At 64.7% G+C, this 20,919-nt stretch carries 16 protein-coding genes and 3 pseudogenes; 14 read left to right on the plus strand and 5 right to left on the minus strand.

What is annotated here, in order from left to right:
• Positions 1-150: 150 nt before the first annotated feature.
• The 5 genes and pseudogenes from argH (at position 151) to PE067_RS16885 (ending at position 6,003) form a co-directional block, all read left to right on the plus strand.
• Positions 151-1,580 (plus strand): annotated as a pseudogene (argH, locus tag PE067_RS16865) (argininosuccinate lyase).
• Positions 1,577-1,720: a hypothetical protein gene (locus PE067_RS16870; protein WP_276190860.1), complete on the plus strand. Its 144-nt coding sequence runs from the start codon at positions 1,577-1,579 to the stop codon at positions 1,718-1,720. Before argH ends, PE067_RS16870 begins: the two are co-directional and overlap by 4 nt.
• The gene (locus PE067_RS16875) at positions 1,701-1,967 is read left to right on the plus strand and encodes a DUF2834 domain-containing protein (RefSeq protein ID WP_276190861.1); all 267 of its coding nucleotides are present in this window, start codon (positions 1,701-1,703) and stop codon (positions 1,965-1,967) included. Before PE067_RS16870 ends, PE067_RS16875 begins: the two co-directional genes overlap by 20 nt.
• A pseudogene (lysA, locus tag PE067_RS16880) lies at positions 1,967-3,239 on the plus strand (diaminopimelate decarboxylase). The gene PE067_RS16875 and the pseudogene lysA overlap by 1 nt, the downstream one beginning before the upstream one ends.
• A 118-nt stretch (positions 3,240-3,357) precedes the next feature.
• Positions 3,358-6,003, plus strand: coding sequence for a DUF4175 domain-containing protein (locus tag PE067_RS16885; protein ID WP_276190862.1), 2,646 nt, complete (start codon positions 3,358-3,360; stop codon positions 6,001-6,003).
• Positions 6,004-6,010: 7 nt separating this feature from the next.
• On the opposite strand, the gene PE067_RS16890 is transcribed toward PE067_RS16885, so the two are convergent.
• On the minus strand, positions 6,011-7,111 hold the full coding sequence (locus PE067_RS16890) for a zinc-ribbon domain-containing protein (RefSeq protein WP_276190863.1): 1,101 nt from the start codon (positions 7,109-7,111) through the stop codon (positions 6,011-6,013).
• Between the two features lie 147 nt (positions 7,112-7,258).
• Between PE067_RS16890 and PE067_RS16895 the strand changes: the two are divergent.
• The 5 genes and pseudogenes from PE067_RS16895 to PE067_RS16915 all read left to right on the plus strand — a co-directional run bounded on the left by PE067_RS16895 (position 7,259) and on the right by PE067_RS16915 (position 11,465).
• Positions 7,259-7,932: pseudogene (locus PE067_RS16895) on the plus strand (ATP-binding cassette domain-containing protein).
• Positions 7,929-8,867 (plus strand): cell division protein FtsX, encoded by a 939-nt coding sequence (locus PE067_RS16900; RefSeq protein ID WP_276190864.1) that lies wholly within the window; start codon positions 7,929-7,931, stop codon positions 8,865-8,867. The pseudogene PE067_RS16895 and the gene PE067_RS16900 overlap by 4 nt, the downstream one beginning before the upstream one ends.
• Positions 8,868-8,973: 106 nt before the next feature.
• Entirely contained in the window at positions 8,974-9,663 is a 690-nt protein-coding gene (locus PE067_RS16905; protein ID WP_276190865.1) for a lysophospholipid acyltransferase family protein, read from the plus strand.
• A 117-nt stretch (positions 9,664-9,780) separates the two neighbouring features.
• The gene (locus tag PE067_RS16910) at positions 9,781-10,707 is read left to right on the plus strand and encodes an ABC transporter ATP-binding protein (RefSeq protein ID WP_276190866.1); all 927 of its coding nucleotides are present in this window, start codon (positions 9,781-9,783) and stop codon (positions 10,705-10,707) included.
• The gene (locus PE067_RS16915; RefSeq protein WP_276190867.1) at positions 10,704-11,465 is read left to right on the plus strand and encodes an ABC transporter permease; all 762 of its coding nucleotides are present in this window, start codon (positions 10,704-10,706) and stop codon (positions 11,463-11,465) included. Before PE067_RS16910 ends, PE067_RS16915 begins: the two co-directional genes overlap by 4 nt.
• A gap of 57 nt (positions 11,466-11,522) precedes the next feature.
• On the opposite strand, the gene PE067_RS16920 is transcribed toward PE067_RS16915, so the two are convergent.
• Complete coding sequence (locus PE067_RS16920) at positions 11,523-11,834, minus strand: MliC family protein (protein WP_276190868.1); 312 nt, start codon at positions 11,832-11,834, stop codon at positions 11,523-11,525.
• Between the two features lie 22 nt (positions 11,835-11,856).
• A complete protein-coding gene (locus tag PE067_RS16925) occupies positions 11,857-12,339 on the minus strand; it encodes a hypothetical protein (RefSeq protein ID WP_276190869.1) in 483 nt (160 codons plus the stop codon).
• Positions 12,340-12,441: 102 nt separating this feature from the next.
• Between PE067_RS16925 and rimO the strand changes: the two genes are divergently transcribed.
• Positions 12,442-13,806, plus strand: coding sequence for a 30S ribosomal protein S12 methylthiotransferase RimO (rimO, locus tag PE067_RS16930; protein ID WP_276190870.1), 1,365 nt, complete (start codon positions 12,442-12,444; stop codon positions 13,804-13,806).
• On the opposite strand, the gene PE067_RS16935 is transcribed toward rimO, so the two are convergent.
• Entirely contained in the window at positions 13,807-14,631 is an 825-nt protein-coding gene (locus PE067_RS16935; RefSeq protein WP_276190871.1) for a hypothetical protein, read from the minus strand.
• Between the two features lie 162 nt (positions 14,632-14,793).
• Here PE067_RS16935 and PE067_RS16940 point away from each other — a divergent pair, with 162 nt between their 5' ends.
• From PE067_RS16940 to PE067_RS16950, 3 genes are all read left to right on the plus strand, one after another.
• Positions 14,794-15,669, plus strand: a complete 876-nt coding sequence (locus PE067_RS16940) for a sulfotransferase (protein WP_276190872.1) — start codon at positions 14,794-14,796, stop codon at positions 15,667-15,669.
• A 93-nt stretch (positions 15,670-15,762) separates the two neighbouring features.
• Positions 15,763-17,418 (plus strand): energy-dependent translational throttle protein EttA, encoded by a 1,656-nt coding sequence (ettA, locus tag PE067_RS16945; RefSeq protein WP_276190873.1) that lies wholly within the window; start codon positions 15,763-15,765, stop codon positions 17,416-17,418.
• A 373-nt stretch (positions 17,419-17,791) separates the two neighbouring features.
• The gene (locus PE067_RS16950) at positions 17,792-19,525 is read left to right on the plus strand and encodes a hypothetical protein (protein ID WP_276190874.1); all 1,734 of its coding nucleotides are present in this window, start codon (positions 17,792-17,794) and stop codon (positions 19,523-19,525) included.
• 215 nt (positions 19,526-19,740) lie between these two features.
• Here PE067_RS16950 and PE067_RS16955 read toward each other — a convergent pair whose 3' ends face one another.
• On the minus strand, positions 19,741-20,883 hold the full coding sequence (locus PE067_RS16955; protein WP_276190875.1) for a hypothetical protein: 1,143 nt from the start codon (positions 20,881-20,883) through the stop codon (positions 19,741-19,743).
• Between the last annotated feature and the right edge of the window lie 36 nt (positions 20,884-20,919).

Here is a 20,919-nt window from a genome sequence, read left to right on the forward strand (position 1 = left end):
GACCTGTCCGCTGCCTTCGGTCAGCTTGGCCAGATTGCCGGCATGGGCAGCCTGAAAGTCGATCTCGCCCGCGGTGGCGGCGTTTGCACCCATGACCAGCGCCGTATAAAGCAGGATGGAACGAAGCATGTGACCTCCGAAGGGCAAGATATGACCGAGCAGTCCGACAGCCGCGCGAACCAGATGTGGGGCGGACGATTTGCCGCCGGGCCGGACGCGATCATGGAGGCGATCAATGCCTCGATCGGCTTCGACCAGCGGCTTTATGCCCAGGACATCCGGGGCAGCCGCGCCCATGCGGCGATGCTTGCGGCGCAGGGCATCATCAGCACTAGCGATGCCGAGGCCATCGGGGAAGGGCTGCTCACCGTCTTGTCAGAGATCGAGGCCGGCGGTTTTCCGTTCCGCACCGCGCTGGAAGACATCCACATGAACGTGGAATCGCGGCTGAAAGAGATCATCGGCGAGCCGGCGGGTCGCCTGCACACGGCGCGAAGCCGCAATGACCAGGTGGCGACGGATTTCCGGCTGTGGGTGCGCGACCAGTGCGACACCGCGATCCAGGGGCTGGACGCGCTGATCCGCGCGGCTTTGTCGCAGGCCGAACAGGGGCGCCGATTGGGTCATGCCGGGCTTTACCCATCTGCAAACCGCGCAGCCGGTGACTTGGGGCCATCACATGATGGCCTATGTCGAGATGTTCGGCCGCGACCTGTCGCGGTTCCGCGACGCCCGCAAGCGGATGAACGAATCGCCCTCGGCGCGGCGGCGCTGGCCGGCACCGGCTTTCCCATCGACCGGCAGGCGACGGCGCAGGCGCTGGGCTTTGACCGGCCGATGGCCAACAGCCTCGATGCCGTCAGCGACCGGGATTTCGCGCTGGAGTTCCTGTCGGCGGCGGCGATCTGCGCCGTTCACCTGTCGCGACTGGCCGAGGAGCTGGTGATCTGGTCCTCGGCGCAGTTCCGGTTCGTGACCATGTCGGACCGGTTCTCCACCGGCTCGTCGATCATGCCGCAAAAGAAGAACCCCGACGCGGCCGAGCTGATCCGGGCCAAGATCGGCCGCATCCTTGGGGCGGCGGTCGCGCTGTTCGTGGTGATGAAGGGCCTGCCCTTGGCCTATTCCAAGGACATGCAAGAGGACAAGGAACAGGTCTTTGACGCGGCCGACAACCTGATGCTGGCGCTGGCCGCGATGACCGGGATGCTGGCCGACCTGACCGCCAACCGCGACCGGCTGGAGGCGGCGGCGGGCTCGGGCTTTTCCACCGCGACGGACCTCGGCCGACTGGCTGGTGCGCAAGGCCGGGCCTGCCGTTCCGCGATGCCCATCACGCCACCGGCGCGCTGGTCGCGATGGCCGAAAAACAGGGCGTCGATCTGCCGGAACTGACGCTGGAACAGATGCAATCCGTTCACGCTTCGATAACCTCTGACGTGTATGACGTGTTGGGGGTGCATGAATCTGCGTGGCCCTCGCGGCAAAGCTGATGCGGCACGGCGCCCGATCAGGTGCGGGCGCAGGTCGCGCGGTGGCAGGAAAAACTGGGGGCCACGACAACGGGGACGGGGGCATGAGATATCTGGCGGTGATCGCGGTTCTGGCGCTGGCGGCTTGCGGGGTCGATGGTCCTCCGGTCGCGCCCGGGGCCGCTGCGCCCGAACCGGGCGTCAGCATCAGTGGCGAGGCGCGGATCGGTGTCGTCTCCTCCATCTGACCTGACGGTGCTGCGGCTGGTCTGGCTGGGGCTGGCGCTTTTGGGTGTGGCGCTGACGATCTGGGGCGATCAGGTGCAGGTGCGACCATCGGAATGGGTGGCGCTGGCCTGTCTGGGCTTGTGGTGCCTGATCGAAACCTCGATACGGCGCAACTGGGCGGCGCTTTTGACGATTCCGGCGATGGTGCTGGGCATCGGCTGCGCGCTGCCGCTGTATCTGTTCTTCCGCTCTCGCAGGATCGCCTGATGGACCATTTCAACTACCAGAACGGCGTTCTCTGCGCCGAGGATGTCCCCTGACCCGCATCGCCGAAGCGGTGGGCACGCCCGTCTATGTCTATTCGACGGCGACCCTGACGCGGCATTTCAACCTGTTCCGGCAGGCGCTGGACTGGACCGACCATCTGGTCTGTTTCGCGGTCAAGTCGAACTCCAACGTCGCGGTGCTGCGTCTGCTGGGGGATCTGGGCGCGGGGATGGATGTGGTGTCCGGCGGTGAATATGCGCGGGCACGGGTGGCAGGCGTGCCGGGCGAGCGCATCGTCTTTTCCGGCGTCGGCAAGACCGAATCGGAAATCCGGCAGGTGCTGGAAGGCGGCATCCGCCAGTTCAACGTCGAATCCGAACCCGAACTGGAACAGATTTCCGCCGTCGCGACCGCGCTTGGCGTGACCGCGCCGATTGCCGTGCGGGTCAATCCCGATGTCGATGCAACGACCCATGACAAGATCGCCACCGGCAAATCGGAGAACAAGTTCGGCATCCCAATCAGCCCGCCGCGCGAGGTCTATGCCGCGCGCGCCGAGCTGCCGGGGATCGAGGTCATCGGCATCGACATGCATATCGGCAGCCAGCTGACCGATCTGGAACCCTTCCGCCAAGCCTATCGCAAGATGGCCGAACTGGCCACGCGCCCTGCGCGCCGATGGCCATGACATTCGCCGTCTGGACATCGGGCGGCGGCCTGGGCATCCCCTATCGCCGCGACAACAACGCACCGCCCCTTGCCCCTCGAATACGGGCAGGTCATCCGCGACGAAGTCGGGCGATCTGGGCTGCGAGATCGAGATCGAACCGGGCCGCACATTTCCGGGCAATGCCGGTATCCTGCTGTCCTCGGTCATCTATCTGAAAGAGGTGAGGCCGCGATTTCCTGATCTCGGACGCGGCGATGAACGATCTGATGCGCCCCGCCATGTATGGCGCCCATCACGATATCGTGCCGGTCATCGAACCCGCGCCGGGCGACGCGGTCCAGCCCTTTGACGTCGTGGGTCCGGTCTGCGAAACCGGCGACACCTTTGAAAAGGGCATGCAGCTCAGTGCCCTGTCGGCGGGTGATCTGGTCGCTTTCCGGTCGGCGGGGGCTTATGGCGCGGTCATGGCGTCTGAATACAACACCCGCCCGCTTGTGCCCGAAGTGCTGGTCTCGGGCGATCAATTCGCCGTCATCCGTGCCCGCCCGACTATCGAAGAGATCATCGCCCGCGATACCATCCCGCATTGGATGCAGGACTAGGGCCGATCCTCCCGGCCCGCGCTTGCCGCAACGGGGCGGGCGTGGAATAGTCCGGGCAGGTGAACAGCCGGGCGCGACGGGTTCGGACAGGCAGGGACGGGAAACGCCGGGCATGGACATGCGCCCCCAGAATCAGCAGGTATCGGATCGGCAGCTATCGGACCCCGAAGCGCACCCCCGGGTCGCGCTGGCCGCGGCGCTGACCCGCGCGGGCATGTGGTGGGAACAGGCCGCGCGCGCATTCTGGCCGCTGGTCGCGGTGCTGGGGCTGCTGTGGGCCTGTCTGGCCTTTGGTCTGGTCGAGCCGATGCCGCGCGCTTGGGCTTTCGCATGGCTGGTGCTGGCCGTGCTGGCGCTGGCCGCGACCGGCCTGCTGGGCATCCGTCGCTTTCGCCGCCCCAGCCATCTGGCCGCGCTGCATCGCGTCGATGCGACGCTGCCCGGAAAACCGCTGTCCGCGCTGCGCGACAGCATGGTTCTGGGGCAGGACGATCCCGGCGCGACCGCGCTGTGGCAGGCCCATCAGCGCCGGATGATGCAGCAGGCGGCGCTGGCGAATGCCGTGGCCCCGAATGCCGATCTGCCCCGCCGCGACCCCTATGCCCTGCGGCTGGTCGGGGTGACGGCGCTGGCGATGGCGCTGGTTTTCGCACCCTCGGGCAAGGTCGGGCAGGGGCTTTCCGCGCTGGCCTCGACCTTTCGGCCCGCGCCGCAGAATACGCCGACCATCGCCACCGGCCCCGGATGGGAGGGCTGGGCCGAGCCGCCCGCCTATACCCGCCGTCCGACGATCTATCTGAATTCCCTGCCCGAAGGCGAGGCCTTGACCATCCCCAAGGGCACCACCGTCAGCTTTCGCCTGTATGGCGAAGGGGCTGATCTGCAACAGAATATCGGCCCGGAAGTCGAGGGCGCGGACCCGATGGCGCCCGAATTCACCGCCGAACGCGACGGCGTGGTCCAGATCGCCGGGCGCAGTTTTCCGATCACGGTTCAGCCCGACGCGGCCCCCGTGGTTCAGCCCGGCGCGGCCCCGGTGCGCCGCGCCGACGGGCGGCTGATCCAGCAGTTCACGGCCAGCGACGACAATGGCATCGCCGCGGGCGAGGCCGTGATCTCGCTGGATCTGGCGGCGGTTGATCGCCGCTATGGCCTGACCCCCGCGCCCGAACCGCGCGATGATCTGACCCTGCGCCTGCCCTTGCCCGCGACCGGGCAGCGCAGCGAAATTCAGGGCCAGCTGGTCGCCGATCTGGCCCAGCACCCTTGGGCCAATCTGCCCGTCACCATCCGGCTGGAGGTCGAGGACGGCATCGCGCAAAAGGGCCAATCCGCGCCGATGCCGATGGTTTTGCCGGGCCGCCGCTTTTTCGACCCGCTTGGCGCCGCGCTGATCGAATTGCGCCGTGATCTGCTGTGGTCGCGGGACAACGGCCCGCGCAGCGCCGAATTGCTGCGCACGATCGTCTGGCAACCCGATGGTTTCGTTGATGAACCCCTGCTGTCGGGCCTGCAGGGCGCGATCGGCACGCTGGAATCGGGTCCGCTGGATGACAAGACCCGCGACGCCCTTGCCGTGCTGTTGTGGGAGGCGGCCGTCGCGCTGGAAGACGGCGGTCTGGCCGATGCGCTGGAACGTATGCAGCAGGCACAGGAACGCCTGTCCGAGGCGATCCGGAACGGCGCCAGCCCCGATGAAATCCAGCGCCTGATGGATGAGCTGCGCGAGGCGACGGACGCCTATACCGACATGCTCGCCGAACAGGGCGAGGACCCGGCCGAGCGCTTCGACCGCTCGCCCCGGGATCAGCGCCAGCGCATCACCGGGGACCAGATCCAGCAGATGATGGACGAAATCCAGCGCCTGATGAACGAGGGCCGCATGGCCGAGGCGCAGGAACTGCTGGAACAGTTCAACCGCATGATGGAAAACCTGCGCTTCAGCGACACTCCGGGAGAGGGCGGCATGGGCAGGCCGCGCCAGATGGACCGGCTGGCCGATACGCTGCGCGAACAGCAGCAACTGTCCGATGATGCGATGCGCGAATTGCAGGAACAGTTTTCCGACCCGTTCAACCAGCAGGGCCAACAATCGCAGGGCCAGCAGCAGGGCGAACAGGGGCAATCGGGCGGCCCCTCGGGTGGCGCGGGCCGGGGCGGATCGCAGGGCGATCCGTCCTCCGGCGGGCAGTCCGATGACCGCTCTCTGGCAGAGCGTCAGCGCGATCTGCGCGAAGAACTGGGGCGTCAGCGCGGGCTTTTGCCGGGGCAGGGCTCGGATCAGGGCGACCGGGCGGCGCGTCAGCTGGATGATGCGGGGCGCGCGATGGAACAGGCCGAACAGGCATTGCGTGACGGCGATATCGCCGGCGCGATGGAACGGCAGGCGCAGGCGATCCAGTCGATGCGCGAAGGGATGCGCGCCCTGGGCGACATGATGGCCGAACAGCAGGGTGAACAGGGGCAGCCGGGCGAGCGCGGCAATCAGGACCAGAACGGCGACAACCCCCGGGGACGCCCCGGCGATCCGCGCGGCCAGCGCGGGCTGGCCACGCCCTATTCGCGCCAACCCTCGACCGATCCGCTTGGCCGGGCGCTGGACGGGCAGGGCAATCTGTTCGGTCAGGGCGACCGGCTGGCCGATGGCCCCGATCCGATGCGCCGGGCGCGCGATCTGGTCGATGAAATCCGCCGCCGGCTTGGCGAACGCGACAGATCGACGGATGAGCGCGACTATCTGGGACGGCTGATCGACCGCTTCTGATCGGGGGCTAGTCGCCGCCGGTCAGAAAACCCAGCTTGTGACCCAGCCAGATCCGGCCCTGATCGGCCGTGCCGCGATATTCCGCCGCAAATCCGCCAAGCGCGCCGGGGCCGCTGAGGCTGGGCGCGATCAGGTAAAAACCCGCCAGCGCGGCGGCCAGCCCGATCGACAGGCCAAAGCCGCGGGCATAGCCGCTGCGCGTCGCAGACCCGGCATCTTCGGACGCGCTGTCGACAGAGACGGGCAGCAGGGGGGCATTGGGCTGCGGGTCTTCGGTGACCGCAGGCGCGGCTTTGCTGTCGGCATGATCGGGCAGGCCGGAAAATGCCTTGGCCCGGTCCTGCCGTTCATCACCGGGTTGCGCATCGCCGGATGGGGCAGGGCTGGTCAGGGCAGGACCGGCCTCGGTGACGGCTTCATCGAACAGGATGGTTGCGACGGGCTCGTCCTCGGCCGGGGTGTCCGGTGGCAAAAGCAGTTTGTCGCCAGACTGGTCACCGCGCCGGTCTGCACGGGCCGGTGCGCTTGCGGGCCGATCCTCGGGCGTGTCGAGGTCGGGCGTCGCGACGGCCCATTCATCCACGGTGCGCGTCTCTGCGGGGGGGAAGGGGGCGTCGTGAAAACGCTCATCGGTGATCGTGGTCGCGGGCCAGTCGATCAATGCGGCTTCGATCAGCGCGGTTTCTGTCGCGTGGCTTTCGGCGGGGGCGGCCTTTGGCCGGGGCCGGTCATCGGCGGGGAGCGGTTCGGGTCGCGCGGCATCCGGTGCCACGGGGTCTGGCGGCACCGGCGCTGGCGGCACGGGTGTGCGCGAAAAGGACTCGGCCTCGAACCGGGCCTTTTCGATGCGGGCGCGGGCGCGGTCTTCCTCGCGGGCGCGCAATTCGCGGGCGGCCTCTTCGCGCAGGACGGACAGGACCGGATCGCTGAGCGAGCGGTTCAGCGCAGGGCGCGCCCCGGCGTCGAAATTCGCGTCTTCTTCGGGTTGCGGGCGGGGCTGGAACCAGATCTGGCCGCAACGTGAACATTCGACATCACGGCCCTTTTCCGGCAAAACCGCCGCGTCGATTTCATATTGCGCGGCGCAGTTGGGGCAGATCAGTCGCATGTCGTCGTCTTTCATTTGCGCTATGCGCCCGTGACTGGCATCGCTGGACGGGCATCGCAGATTTGTGCGGACCCTCGCATTCGCCGCGGGACTGTTTTATCAAGCCCGGACCCCGTCGCCAAGAAGCAGGGCCATAAGGAGATTGACGTGATCGAAATGCAGGGCGTGTCCTTCGGCTATCTTGAGGGCGAGCCGCTTTTGTCCGATATGACTCTGAGCCTTCAGCCGGGGTCGTTTCATTTCCTGACCGGGCCCTCGGGTGCGGGCAAGACCACGTTTCTGCGGCTGTGCTATGCCGATCTGCTGCCCGCTGGCGGGCAGATGGTGGCTTTCGATCAGGATGTGCGGGCGCTGAGCCGCGACGGGATCGCGGCGCTGCGTCGCCGGGTCGGCGTCGTCCATCAGGATCCGCAATTTCTGGATCACCTGCCGGTTGCCGAAAACATCGCGCTGCCGCTGACCGTCTCGGGCGAGGCGGTGGACATGAAGGAATTGCGCGAATTGCTGATCTGGGTCCAGATGACCCAGCAGGCGAGGTCGCTGCCGCCCGAACTGTCGGGGGCGAACGTCAGCGCGCCGCGCTGGCCCGCGCGGTGATCCTGTCGCCCGACGTCATTCTGGCGGATGAGCCGACGGGCAATCTGGACTGGGACATGTCGATGCGGCTGATGCAGTTGCTGGTCGAACTGAACCGCTCGGGCAAGACGGTGCTGATCGCGACCCATGACCTGAACCTGATCCGCGCCACCAAGACCATCGTTTCGGCGCGGGTGCTGCGGATCGCGGGGCGGAAATTGCAGCTTGCGGGGGCCGATCTGTGAGAAAGCCTGGGAAATTCGATCTGAAGTCGCTGGATTTCGCGGCGCTGTGGCGCGGGTTGACGCGGCCCAGATCCGGCGTGGCCGACCGCGTCGTGCCGCCCACCGGCTTTACCGCGCAACTGACGCTGTTTGCGGCGGGTGCGATGGCGTTTCTGGCGGTTTTCGCGCTGGCCCTGTCGCTGGCGACGGGCCGTCTGGCCGAACGCTGGTCGGAATCGCTGGCCCAGACCGTGACGATCCGCATTTCCGCGCCTGCCGATCAGATGGAAACGCAACTGAATGCCGTGCTGGAGGCGCTGAAAAGCACGCCGGGCACGGGCGAGGCGTCGGTCCTTGGCGATGACGAGGTCGAAAAGCTGCTTGAGCCGTGGTTCGGCCCCGATGTGCCCGTCGATGCCCTGCCGGTGCCACAACTGGTCGAGATCACCGGCAGCACCAGCGATTTCGATGCCGAGGCGCTGCGTCTGCGTTTACAGGCTGAGGCGCCGGATGCCGTGCTGGACGACCATACCGCATGGCGCAAGCCGCTGGTCAGCGCGGCCAGCCGGTTGCGGATTCTGGGCCTCTTTTCGTTGCTGCTGATCGCGGCGACGTCTGGCGCGATGATCACGCTGGCCGCCAAGGCGGCGCTGGCCGCGAACGGGCAGGTGATCCGCGTGCTGCGGCTGATCGGGGCGCGCGACATCACCATCGCCACGGCCTTCGTGCGCCGTTTTACCCGGCGCGCGGCGCTGGGGTCGGGGGCGGGGACGCTGCTGGGGCTGCTGGCCGTGCTGGCGCTGCCCGGCATGAATGAGGCGGGCGGCTTTCTGACCGGGCTTGGCTTTGTCGGGTGGAGCTGGCTTCTGGCGCTGCTGATCCGCGTGGTCGCGGCCGGGATCGGCTTTTTCGCGACCCGTTGGGCGGCGCTGAAGATGCTGCGGGAAGTGCGCTGATGCCCGCGCCGACCGATCCGCGCTATCGGCCGGGGCCTGCCGGGGTGCTGGCGGGGCTGCGGACGGTCGTCTTTTACCTGTGGATTGCGGGCGTCACGCTGGTCATGTGCGCATCTGCTGGCTGCCCGTCGTGGTCATGCGCCCGATGGCCGCGCACCGGCTGGGCATCGCCTGGACCGGCCAGCTTCTGCTGGCCGCCCGCGTCATTCTGGGCCTGCGGGTCGAGGTGCGCGGTACGCCCCCCACGGGCGATTGCATCATCGCTGCCAAGCATCACAGTTTTCTGGATATTCTGGCCATCGCCCATGCCGTGCCGCAATGCGCCTTTATCATGAAGCGCGAATTGCTGGCCGTGCCGATCATGGGCTTTTACGCCCGCAAGGTCGGCTGCATCCCGATCGACCGCGCCCGCGGCTCCGAGGCCTTGCAGCAGATCACCGACGAGGTCGCGCGCGCACAGGAACGCCCCGAAGGGCTGGGGCAGTTGATCATCTATCCCGAAGGGACGCGCACGCGCCCCGGCGACAAGGTCAAATACAAGCACGGCGTCGGCGTCATCTATGCCCAGACCGGGCTGGATATCGTGCCGGTGGGCGTCAACTGCGGGCTGTTCTGGACGCGGCGCGGCATTCCGATCCGGTCCGGCACGGCGATTGTGGAATTCCTGCCGGTGATGCCCTCGGGCCTGTCGCATCTGGCGGTGATGCGCCGGCTGCCGATGGCCATCGAAACCAGCAGCGACCGGCTGATGGCCGAGGCAGGCGAGATCAACGCGGTGGGCCGCACGGGCAACTGACCGCCGTCATTGCCGATTATTCCGCCGCCCCGGCGGACAAGCGCCCTTGCCGTGCCTACCTAACGCTGCGCCGGGCAAACCCTGCCGGGCAATTCCGCGCCGGATCAGGGATGCACGATGCCGCCGATCATCGAAATCGAACATGTGACCAAGCAATATGACAGCGGCACCCGCGCGCTGGACGACATTTCGCTGGACATCCGCGATGGCGAGATTCTGGCCCTGCTGGGACCGAATGGCGCGGGCAAGACGACGCTGATTTCCACCATCTGCGGACAGGTGCGCATGACCGGCGGGCGCGTTCTGGTCGGCGGCCATGACATCCGCACCGACTGGCGCGCGGCGCGCAAGCTGATCGGGTTGGTGCCGCAGGAAATCTCGCTTGAGCCGTTCGAAAAGGTCATCGACTGCGTGCGCTTTACCCGCGGTCTGTATGGCATGCCGCCGGACGATGCCTATCTGGAACAGGTGCTGCGCAGCCTGGCCCTGTGGGACAAGCGCGATGCCCGCACCCGCGAATTGTCGGGCGGGATGAAGCGGCGCGTGATGATTGCCAAGGCGCTGGCGCATCGTCCGCGCGTGCTGTTCCTGGATGAACCGACGGCTGGCGTCGACGTCGCCCTGCGCCGCGAGATGTGGGATGTGGTGCGCGATCTGCGCAATCAGGGCGTGACCATCATCCTGACCACCCATTATCTGGAAGAGGCCGAGGAAATGGCCGACCGCATCGGCGTCATCCGCAAGGGCCGCCTGTTGCTGGTCGAGCCGACGGAAAAGTTGATGGGCGAATTCGGCCGCAAGCGCCTGACCGTCCAGCTTTCGACGCCCTTGCCCGCGCTGACCCCGGAATTGCAGGAATTGGGCGTGGCGCTGTCCCCCGACGGGATGGAGCTGGGCTTTGACTATGACACCCGCGCCGAACGCACCGGCATCGCGCGGCTTCTGGGCGAAATCGTGGCGCTTGGCATTCCGGTGCGCGATCTGGCGACCAAGCAATCCTCGCTGGAGGAAGTGTTCATTTCGCTGGTAGAGGAAACGGCATGAACTGGCAGGCGGTCAGGACGATCTATCACCACGAAATGTCGCGCTTCTTTCGCACGACATGGCAGTCTCTGGCATCGCCGGTGCTGTCCACGGTGCTGTATTTCGTGGTCTTTGGCGCGGCCATCGGCGGGCGCATCCAGTCGGTCGAAGGCGTCGCCTATGGCGCTTTCATCGTGCCGGGGCTGATGATGCTGACGGTGCTGCAACAGTCGGTGTCGAATGCCAGTTTCGGGATCTTTTTCCCGAAATTCTCGGGCACGGTCTATGAATTCCTGGTCGCCCCCACCGGCTGGATCGAGGTCACGATGGGCTTTGTCGGCGCCGCCGCCAGCAAGGCGATGCTGATTGCCGTGGTGATCCTGCTGACCAGCTTTTTCTTTGTCGGCGTCCATATCGCGCATCCGTTCTGGATGGCGGCTTTCCTGATCATGACGGCGATCAGCTTTTCCCTGCTGGGTTTCATCATCGGGCTGTGGGCCAGGAATTTCGAACAGTTGCAGATCGTGCCGCTGATGGTCATCACGCCGCTGGTCTTTCTGGGCGGCGCCTTTTATTCGGCATCCATGCTGCCCCCGTTCTGGGAAGCCGTGGCCAAGCTGAACCCGGTGCTTTACCTGATTTCCGGTTTCCGCTGGTCGTTTTTCGATATCGCGGATGTCCCGGTCAAGGTGTCGCTGCTGGCGGTTTCGGTGATGCTGGTGATCTGCCTGTTCCTGATCCGCCAGATCTTTGCGACGGGTTGGCGCCTGCGCGAGTAACCTCGCCCGTGCACCCACCAGGCTTATTGCGCCGGAACGCAGTCCTGCGCCTTGCCGTCATCCTTCATCGCATCGGTGAAGGTGGCGGTTTCGCCTTTCGTCCACCACTTCCATCGCGCCCGCCGCATAGCGCGCGCCCGATCCCGAGATGACGTTGACAAAGACGATATCCTGCCCGTCCAGCGTCAGTACCGCCAGGCTGTTCGGGCCGACATTGATGTATTGCACATCGAAAGCCGGTCCGCCGTCGCAGGAATAGCGCGACGACTGGATCGTGGCGTCGCCACCCGTCAGCGGCAGGGTAACGCCGGCCCCGGCGAATGCGGGCGCGGACATCGACAGGGTGGCCAGAAGGGCAAGGCGTTTCATCGGTCGTTCCTTATCTTGTCGGTCAGTTGGCGCACAGCCGGGTTTGCGGGTCCAGTCGGACATATTCGCGGGCGGTGATCTTCTGGATCTCCAGCGAATGTTTCCATTCCGCGTCCCAACGGCGCTTGATGCCATTCCGGTAATAGGACCCCATGATGTTATCGACGCCCTGCGGGATGATGGTCGTGCCGGGGATGCGCGGCGCATGGAACCCGACCGTGGCGCGCGGGCCAAGGCAGGCATTGGGCAGGGTGATATACAGCGTGCAGGCCGAACCGCAGTAACCCCGCACCTCGACCGGCCGCCCCGAGCGCGCCAGTTCGTTGCGGCGCTGGATCGCGGCCATGACATTGCCGCCGCGATCGCCGACGATGATCGGCTCGCGGCTTGGCGCGGGCATGTTGCCGCCGCCGCCGGATGGACCGGTGGGCGACACGGTTTGCACGCAGGCTGCCATCGCGGCCAGGGCGGCAAACATCAGGGGGCGGATGAACATGTTTCTCATGCCCGAACCTTGCCGCTTTCGCGCGATGTTGAAAAGCCACGAAGATGCGGGCGTCTTATCTGCCCGCTTGTCATCCGAACGCCCTGCGCTATATGCGCGAGGATGCAAGCCAATCCGCCAGATCTCCGCCCCGACCTCGCCCGTGCCGCCATCCCCGATGAGCGGCGCGAGGGCCAGCCCACCATCGGCATGGTCAGCCTTGGCTGCCCCAAGGCGCTGGTCGACAGCGAACGCATCCTGACGCGTCTGCGGGCCGAGGGCTATTCGATCAGTCCCGATTATCGCGGGGCGGGGGCGGTCATCGTCAATACCTGCGGTTTTCTGGACAGCGCCAAGGCCGAAAGCCTTGAGGCGATCGGCGAGGCGCTGGCCGAGAATGGCAAGGTCATCGTGACCGGCTGTCTGGGGGCAGAGCCCGAATATATCACCGGCGTTCACCCGTCGGTTCTGGCCGTCACCGGCCCGCAGCAATACGAGCAGGTGCTGGACGCCGTGCATCGCGCCGTGCCACCCAGCCCCGACCCCTTCATCGACCTGCTGCCCGCCAGCGGGGTCAAGCTGACGCCGCGCCACTACAGCTATCTCAAGATTTCCGAAGGCTGCAATCACGCCTGCAAGTTCTGCATCATCCCCGACATGCGCGGCAAGCTGGCCAGCCGCCCCGCCCATGCTGTCATGCGCGAGGCCGAAAAGCTGGTTCAGGCGGGCGTGCGCGAGCTGCTGGTGATTTCGCAGGACACCAGCGCCTATGGGCTGGATCGCAGATATGAAACCGAACGCGGTCACCGCGCGCATATCACCGACCTTGCCCGCGATCTGGGCGGGTTGGGGGCCTGGGTGCGGCTGCATTACGTCTATCCCTATCCGCATGTGCGCGACCTGATCCCGCTGATGGCAGATGGCCTTGTGCTGCCCTATCTGGATATCCCGTTCCAGCACGCCCACCCGGATGTGCTGAAACGCATGGCGCGCCCTGCGGCGGCGGCGAAAACGCTGGATGAAATCGCGGCATGGCGCGCGGCCTGCCCGGATATCACCCTGCGTTCGACATTCATCGTCGGCTATCCCGGCGAAACCGAGGCCGAATTCCAGACCCTGCTGGATTGGCTGGACGAGGCGCAACTGGATCGCGTCGGCTGTTTCCAATATGAAAACGTCAAGGGCGCGCGGGCGAACCTGCTGCCCGACCATGTCCCGGCCGAGATCAAACAGGACCGTTGGGACCGCTTCATGGAAAAGGCGCAGGCCATTTCCGAAGCGAAGCTGGCCGCCAAGGTCGGCCAACGCATCGACGTGATCGTGGACAGCGTGGATCAGGACGGCGCGACCTGCCGGACCAAGGCCGATGCCCCGGAAATCGACGGCAACCTGTTCATTGACGAAGGGTTCGAGGGCCTGACCCCCGGCGATATCGTCACCGTGACGGTGGACGAGGCCGGGGAATACGATCTGTGGGGGCGGCTTTAGTCAGCCGCCACTTTGGCAGGATTTCAGCAGATCCATCGCCTCGGTCAGGTCGCGGCGCAGGCGCTGCATGACCATGCGGTTGTTGTGGATATAGACCTGCCGGGCCGAGGCGATATCGTATTCGGTCTGCAACCGCTGCTCCAGCGTTTCGTTCAGCGCGCGGTCATAGGCATAGACCGCCTTGACCAGCGCCGCCGCGCGGCCGACCTTGCTATAGGTGTTGCCCTCGGCGGTCGAGGCCATATCCGCGACCCCCTTGATCGAATCGGCCAGCAGATTGACCCCGCCCTGCGCGGCCTTTTGCTGGGCGGTCTGGATGTTCGGGGCGGTTTTCATCTCGTTCACGGTATTGGCCATGCCCAGAACCTGCTGGCCGGTCATCACCCCGAACTGCCCGCCCGCGCCCCTGGCGGGCAGGTTCGACACGACGCTGTTTGCCGTGCGCAGCGCGATGGTCGTCGCATCGCCCTGACCATGCGCGACCTCGGAAATCGAGCCTGCCGTGTCGATCGCGGCATTGCCCAGCCCGCTGACCACGCTCGCCTGACCGCCGACGATCGCGCCCGCCAGATCCAGAAAGGCGACGCTGGTATCCTTGACCAGCCGCGCGAATGTATAGGCCTTGTTCGCGAAATTCAGCCGGTCCTGAATCGCCATCAATTCGCGGTGGGTGTCTTCCATCGCGCGCATGTGGCGGCCGATGTTGTCGATCTTTTCGATATGGATGGTGCAGGCCGCGGGGGGCAGGATCTGGTGGCGGCGATAGGTGTCGCCGCTGCCCGCCTGCGAAGGTTGAGATTGTCTCTGCCGTGTCTGACCCGACATTGCCCGCTCTCCATTCTTGGTCACGGGGGCAGGTTAGGCGCTGTTTCCGCGCCTGTCCATTCGGTGCGGCGGGTGACGTGGTGCAATCGGCGGAAATAGCCTTTCCGATCAAGGACGGGTGGCTTAGACACGGATACAACCGCACAGCCGATTGACCGCGTGATGAGCATGGCAGAACAGACCGATTGGGACGATGACGGCAGGCCGCGCAAGCCTGCGGTGGTGGGAATCGGCGCGCAAAAGGCCGGGACGACATGGCTCAGCCAGATCCTGTCCCAGCATCCCCGCATCTGGACCCCGCCCTTCAAGGAGGCGCAGTTTTTCAACGCGCGCTATGTCCCCGAACATATGAAATGGCTGCCCTGGCATTTCCGGCGCGGCAAGCTGAACATCCAGAAACGTTTCGACGCGCGGGGCGAGGAAATGCCCGCCCATCTGAAACGCTATCTGGCCCGCGTCACGCGCGAGCCGATGTTCACCAACCACTGGTATAAAATGATGTTCGCGCCCGCCCCTGCCGGGACGCTGCCCATGGATATCACCCCCGAATATTCGACCCTTCCCGAACAGGGCGTTGAATTCGTGTCGAAATTCCTGAGCAATTCCAAATTTATCTATATCCTGCGCCACCCCGTCGACCGGGCGATTTCGCAGATGAAGATGAATATCACGCGGGCAGGCCGCAAACCCGCCACGGTCGATGACTGGATGCAGGAAATTCAGGATCCGGTGCTGTATGACCGGGGCGATTACGCGACCTATGTGCCGCGCTGGAAACAGTATTTCGGCGATGACCAGTTGCTGATCCTGCCCTTTGGCGCGATTGCCCGCGATCCCTTGGGCGTCATGCGTCAGGTCGAAAAATTCCTGTCGATCCGGCCCCATGACTATCGCAATCTGGGCAACAAGGTCTTTGCCTCGGTCAGGGGGCTGTCGGTCCCGGATGAGGCGCGGGCTGCATTGCGCGCCCGGCTGGAGCCGCAATTCGCCTATCTGGAAAGCGCCTTTCCCAAGGAATTCACCGAACAGATCCGCTAAACGATCCGGGTCTGTCTGCACCTCTTGTCCGCTTTCCCTTTGCGCGTTCCTGTCCTAAAAGGCGGGCCAGATGCAGCGAAAGGGAAAACGATCATGGCCTCTTACCAGTTCGTCTATCACATGGACGGCGTGTCCAAGGCCTATGCGGGCGGCAAGAAGGTTTTTGAAAACATCCGGCTGAACTTTCTGCCCGGCGTCAAGATCGGCGTCGTCGGCGTCAACGGCGCGGGTAAATCGTCGCTGCTGCGCATCATGGCCGGCATCGACAAGGATTTCACCGGCGAGGCCTGGGCCGCCAAGGGCGCGACCGTGGGTTACCTGCCGCAGGAACCCCAGCTTGACCCGGCGCTGAACGTGCGCGGCAACGTCATGGAGGGCGTCAAGGCCAAGCAGGCCAAGCTGGACCGCTACAACGAACTGGCGATGAATTACTCGGACGAAACCGCCGAGGAAATGGCCGCGCTGCAAGACCAGATCGACGCCGAGAACCTGTGGGATCTGGACAGCCAGATCGACGTCGCGATGGAGGCCCTGCGCTGCCCGCCCGACGATGCGGATGTCGAAAGCCTGTCGGGCGGCGAACGTCGCCGCGTCGCACTGTGCAAGCTGCTGCTGGAACAGCCCGACATGCTGCTGCTGGACGAGCCGACCAACCACCTTGACGCGGAAACCATCGCCTGGCTGCAAAAGCACCTGATCGAATATCCGGGCACGATCCTGACCGTGACCCACGACCGCTATTTCCTGGACGACATCACCAGCTGGATCTCGGAACTGGATCGCGGCCGGGGCATCCCCTACGAGGGCAATTATTCGTCCTGGCTGGAACAAAAGGCCAAGCGGCTGGAACAGGAAGGCCGCGAGGACAAGGCCAAGCAGAAAACGCTGGAACGCGAACTGGAATGGATCCGCGCCGGTGCCAAGGCCCGTCAGGCCAAGCAAAAGGCCCGGATCAACGCCTATAACGAACTGGCTGGCGAATCCGAACGCGAAAAGCTGACCCGCGCCCAGATCATCATCCCGAACGGCCCGCGCCTTGGCGACAAGGTGATCGAGGTCGAGGGGCTGAAAAAGGCGATGGGCGACAAGCTGTTGATCGAAAATCTGGATTTCGCCCTGCCGCCCGGCGGCATCGTCGGCGTGATCGGTCCGAACGGCGCCGGTAAATCGACGCTGTTCAAGATGCTGACCGGCCATGAAAAACCCGATGCCGGGGAAATCACCTATGGCGACACGGTCAAGCTGTCCTTTGTCGATCAGTCGCGCGATGCGCTGAACCCGAATGCGACGGTCTGGGAAGAAATCTCGGGCGGGGCGGAACTGATCGAACTGGGCGATGCGCAGGTCAACAGCCGCGCCTATTGTTCGTCCTTCAACTTCAAGGGCGGGGATCAGCAGAAGAAAGTCGGCCTGCTGTCGGGCGGTGAACGCAACCGCGTCCATATGGCCAAGCTGCTGAAAGAAGGCGGAAACGTCCTGCTGCTGGACGAACCGACCAACGATCTGGACGTGGAAACCCTGCAGGCGCTGGAGGCCGCGCTGGAAGATTTCGCGGGCTGCGCGGTCATCATCTCGCACGACCGTTTCTTCCTTGACCGGCTGTGCACCCATATTCTGGCCTTCGAAGGCGATGCGCATGTCGAATGGTTCGAAGGCAACTTCGAAGCCTATGAGGCCGACAAGATCCGCCGCCTTGGCCCGGATGCGGTCGAACCCAAGCGTGTGAAATACAAGAAATTCACCCGCTGATTGCCGGAAATCGGATCAGCCCCGCACCAGTTTGGGCGGGGCTTTCCCTCTTGACCGCCTTGGTGCCGTCGGATCAGCCCTTGCCCCTGCCTCGATTTGCAATGGCATGGTTGCAAAAACGTCAGAATTAGAAAAAACTTCAAGGGGTTCGCTGCCCGCCTTGACCTGACGGCACATGGCCCGCTACTTCCGGTTGAGGTCGGTTTTCTGAGACCCGAGCATGATTCGGATATGGTGCGGCGTTATGCCATGGGGCCTGAAGCGTAAATGGCCATCCAAGACCCAAGGGTAAACTTTGCGGTCCTCAAGTTCAGAGTTAAGAGCGTTTTGAATCCCCGACCGGACGGTCTGGGGTGAAGTTTGTGGAGATGACATGAGCGATGCAAGATTCCAGGATGTGACCCGCGACATCAAGGTCGTGATCTGGGACCTGGACGAGACGTTCTGGAACGGCACCCTGTCCGAAGGCGGGATCACGCCCGTTCAGGCGCATATCGACATGGTGCGCGAACTGGTCGACCGGGGCATCATGTGTTCGATCTGTTCCAAGAATGATTTTGAAACCGCCAGGGCCAGACTGGTCGAACTGGGCATCTGGGACCGCTTTGTCTTTCCCCATATCGACTGGTCGCCCAAGGGGCAGGCGGTGCAGTCGATCCTGACCCGGATGCAGCTGCGTGACGAAAACGCGCTGTTTCTGGACGACAACCACATGAACCTGCAAGAGGTGAAATTCTTTTCGCCCGGCATCGCCTGCGTTGATGCGGCGGGATCGACAGACGGGACGCAGGCCGATCTGACCGGGTTGCTGGATCTGCCGCAGCTCAAGGGCAAGGCGGACAAGGGCCACAGCCGTCTGCAGCAGTATCGGGTGCTGGAAACCAAGGAAAGCGACCAGACGGAAGGCAACCTCTCGAACGAGGATTTCCTGCGTCAGTCGGGCATCAAGGTCCGCGTCATCACCGATTTCGACGATCAGATGGACCGCGTGCATGAACTGATCAACCGCACCAACCAGTTGAATTTCACCAAGCATCGCGTCAACACGCCCGAAGAAAAGGCCGAACTGGCCCGCATCCTGCGCGTGCCGGGCGTGCATGCCGGTCTGGTGCAGGTGCAGGACCGTTACGGCGATTACGGGATCGTCGGGTTCTTTTGCGTCCACAAGCGTTTCAACGGCACCAATGTCCATCATTTCGCCTTTTCCTGCCGCACCCTGAACATGGGGATCGAGCAATGGGTCTGGCAGCATCTGGACCGCCCCGAATTCAAGGTGGTGGGGCCGGTATCCAGCAGTCTGGACGACCCGGCCAAGGTCGACTGGATTGCGCTGGTCGATGATTTCGACGCCGAACAGTCCAGCATCAGCGACCGGCGCCTGTGTCTGGTCGGCGGCTGCGACCTGCAACAGGTGTCGTTCTACTGCGGCTCGCAGCGCGATGAATATGTCAACAAGCCTGACGATAACGGGCTGATCGTGCGCTATGACGATGCGGGCTTTTTCCTGAATCCGCGCGACAAGTCGCTGGCCAACAACTGGGTGCTGAAAAACATCGTCGGCCACAGTCTGGACGACATGCTGGGGCTGGACGAAAGCCTGGGCCGCGCGGATGTCACGATCCTGTCGCTGCTGTTCGCCTTTATCACCCATAACCTGTTCACCTTCGAGGCGCAGGGCGACCCGGATCGCTATCTGGCGACGCTGCCGCCGAAACGGCTGGGCACGCTGGTGCGCAATCCCGAAATCGCGATGCGGATGCTGCGCACCCTGCATCATCTGCGGCTGGAGGATGAGGCGCATCTGGGCATGATCCGCCAATGTTTCGAACGCGCCCGCAGTCTGATGCGCCCCGAAGCGAGCCTGTTCATTCTGGGCTGCTCGGCCACTTTCGGCCCGCAGGCAGAGCGGACGGCCGACAAGCGCGTGGCCTATAACGCGATGTGCCGGAGTTTTTGCGACAGCCATCCGAACACGCATTTCATCGACGTCGACCAGCTTGTCCCGCGCGAGGAATTCGTGGACAGCGACCATTACACCCGCAAGGGCTATTTCGTGCTGGCGGATTTCATCAAAAGCCATGTGCAGGATATGGCCAGGGTCGCCTGATCCGGCCGGAATGACGAAAGGCCCGCGATTGCGGGCCTTTTTCATGGGTCGGTTGCTGTTCTGATCCGCTTTGCGCATCCGTCTGGGGATATGCCAGACGGGTTTCGGCAGATCCGCCGCATTCGCGTCCGCCGTTTGCGTTCCCACGGACTGGGCCCGTGTCACCTGCCAGGGCGCCGGATCGACGTTTTCCAGCGGCGGCAGGTCGGGATCGCTCAGATACAGATCGACCGTTTCCTCGGGCTCCGGCTGGGCGGGGGCGGCTTCGACGGGCTGGACCTGTGCGGTCGGGCGCCGCCGGAAGGCTGCGCTTGCGCGGGGCGGGCGGGGCTGGCCGGTTGATTGGGCCGGTTGATTGGGCCGGGGGCTTGCCGCTGCGGGGGCGGTGGCGCCTCCATCACGCCCGCCTCGACCGCGCGGGCGACGACGGAACGCGAGATCTGTTCAAAGCCCAGCTTGCTCACTGCCCGCGACATTCGCGGCAGCAGGCGGTGGCGGTTCGTTTCCGCCAACCGCCCGGCGACGGCGTTTACATACCAGGGCAGCGCCCGGCCTGCGCGATAGATTTCGTAGAAACGCTGTTCGGACATCCTGCCTTCGACCGTTTCGCGCACGATGGTCGACAACAGCCCGGCCCGACGCAGGAACAGCGCCGATTTATGGCCCGAATAGCGCGCTTTCAGACGGACGACATTATCGCCGGTAAAGCGGTCGGCATGGGCGACGTCTTCGGCGAAATGCGGATCATACAGCAGCAGAACCTTCCCCGCCGCCAGCGATTCCTGTGCGCCATCGGCGAAAGGCCCGCTCCAATCCGCGCGCCGCCCGGACGAAAAGCGTTTTTCCCACGGCACCAGTTCCTTTTTCAGCGTCGATTGCGGCGAAAAGGCGATGACCGTGCAGCATGGCGCCAATGAGGCAAAGGCGCAGGCCGCATAGCCCCCCATCGAGGTTCCGGTCATCACCACGGTCCTGAACCGCTTGAGGAATCTCGAATCCGCCAGATTCTGCAGATAATCCAGCAATTCGCCGTTGCGGAACCAGTCGGGCGCAAAGGTCATCACCCCCAGTTGCGACCAGCCGTTCTTGGCGACGAAACCATAGCCCCAGGGCGTGCGGTCGATCGCATCGTCGCGGGCCGATGACAGGTTGTCGAAACTGACGACCAGCGTATCGGCGCTGCGTTCCGCAAAGACGATCCCATAGCCATCGCCCGAACGGTAGAAACCCTTGGGAAAACCCGACCTGCGAAAGTCGATCAGCCATTCGGGGGCAGGCTCGGCCACCCGTTCGGCAGCCTGTTCGGAAGCGTCGTCATCGCCGATGTCGACCGTTTCCTCGGCCTCTTGGTCTGTCATGATCCTGTGCCCATTCGCGGTGGTCACCGGCCCGGT

The sequence above is a fragment of the Paracoccus sp. DMF-8 genome (assembly GCF_029309835.1).
GTDB lineage: Bacteria > Pseudomonadota > Alphaproteobacteria > Rhodobacterales > Rhodobacteraceae > Paracoccus.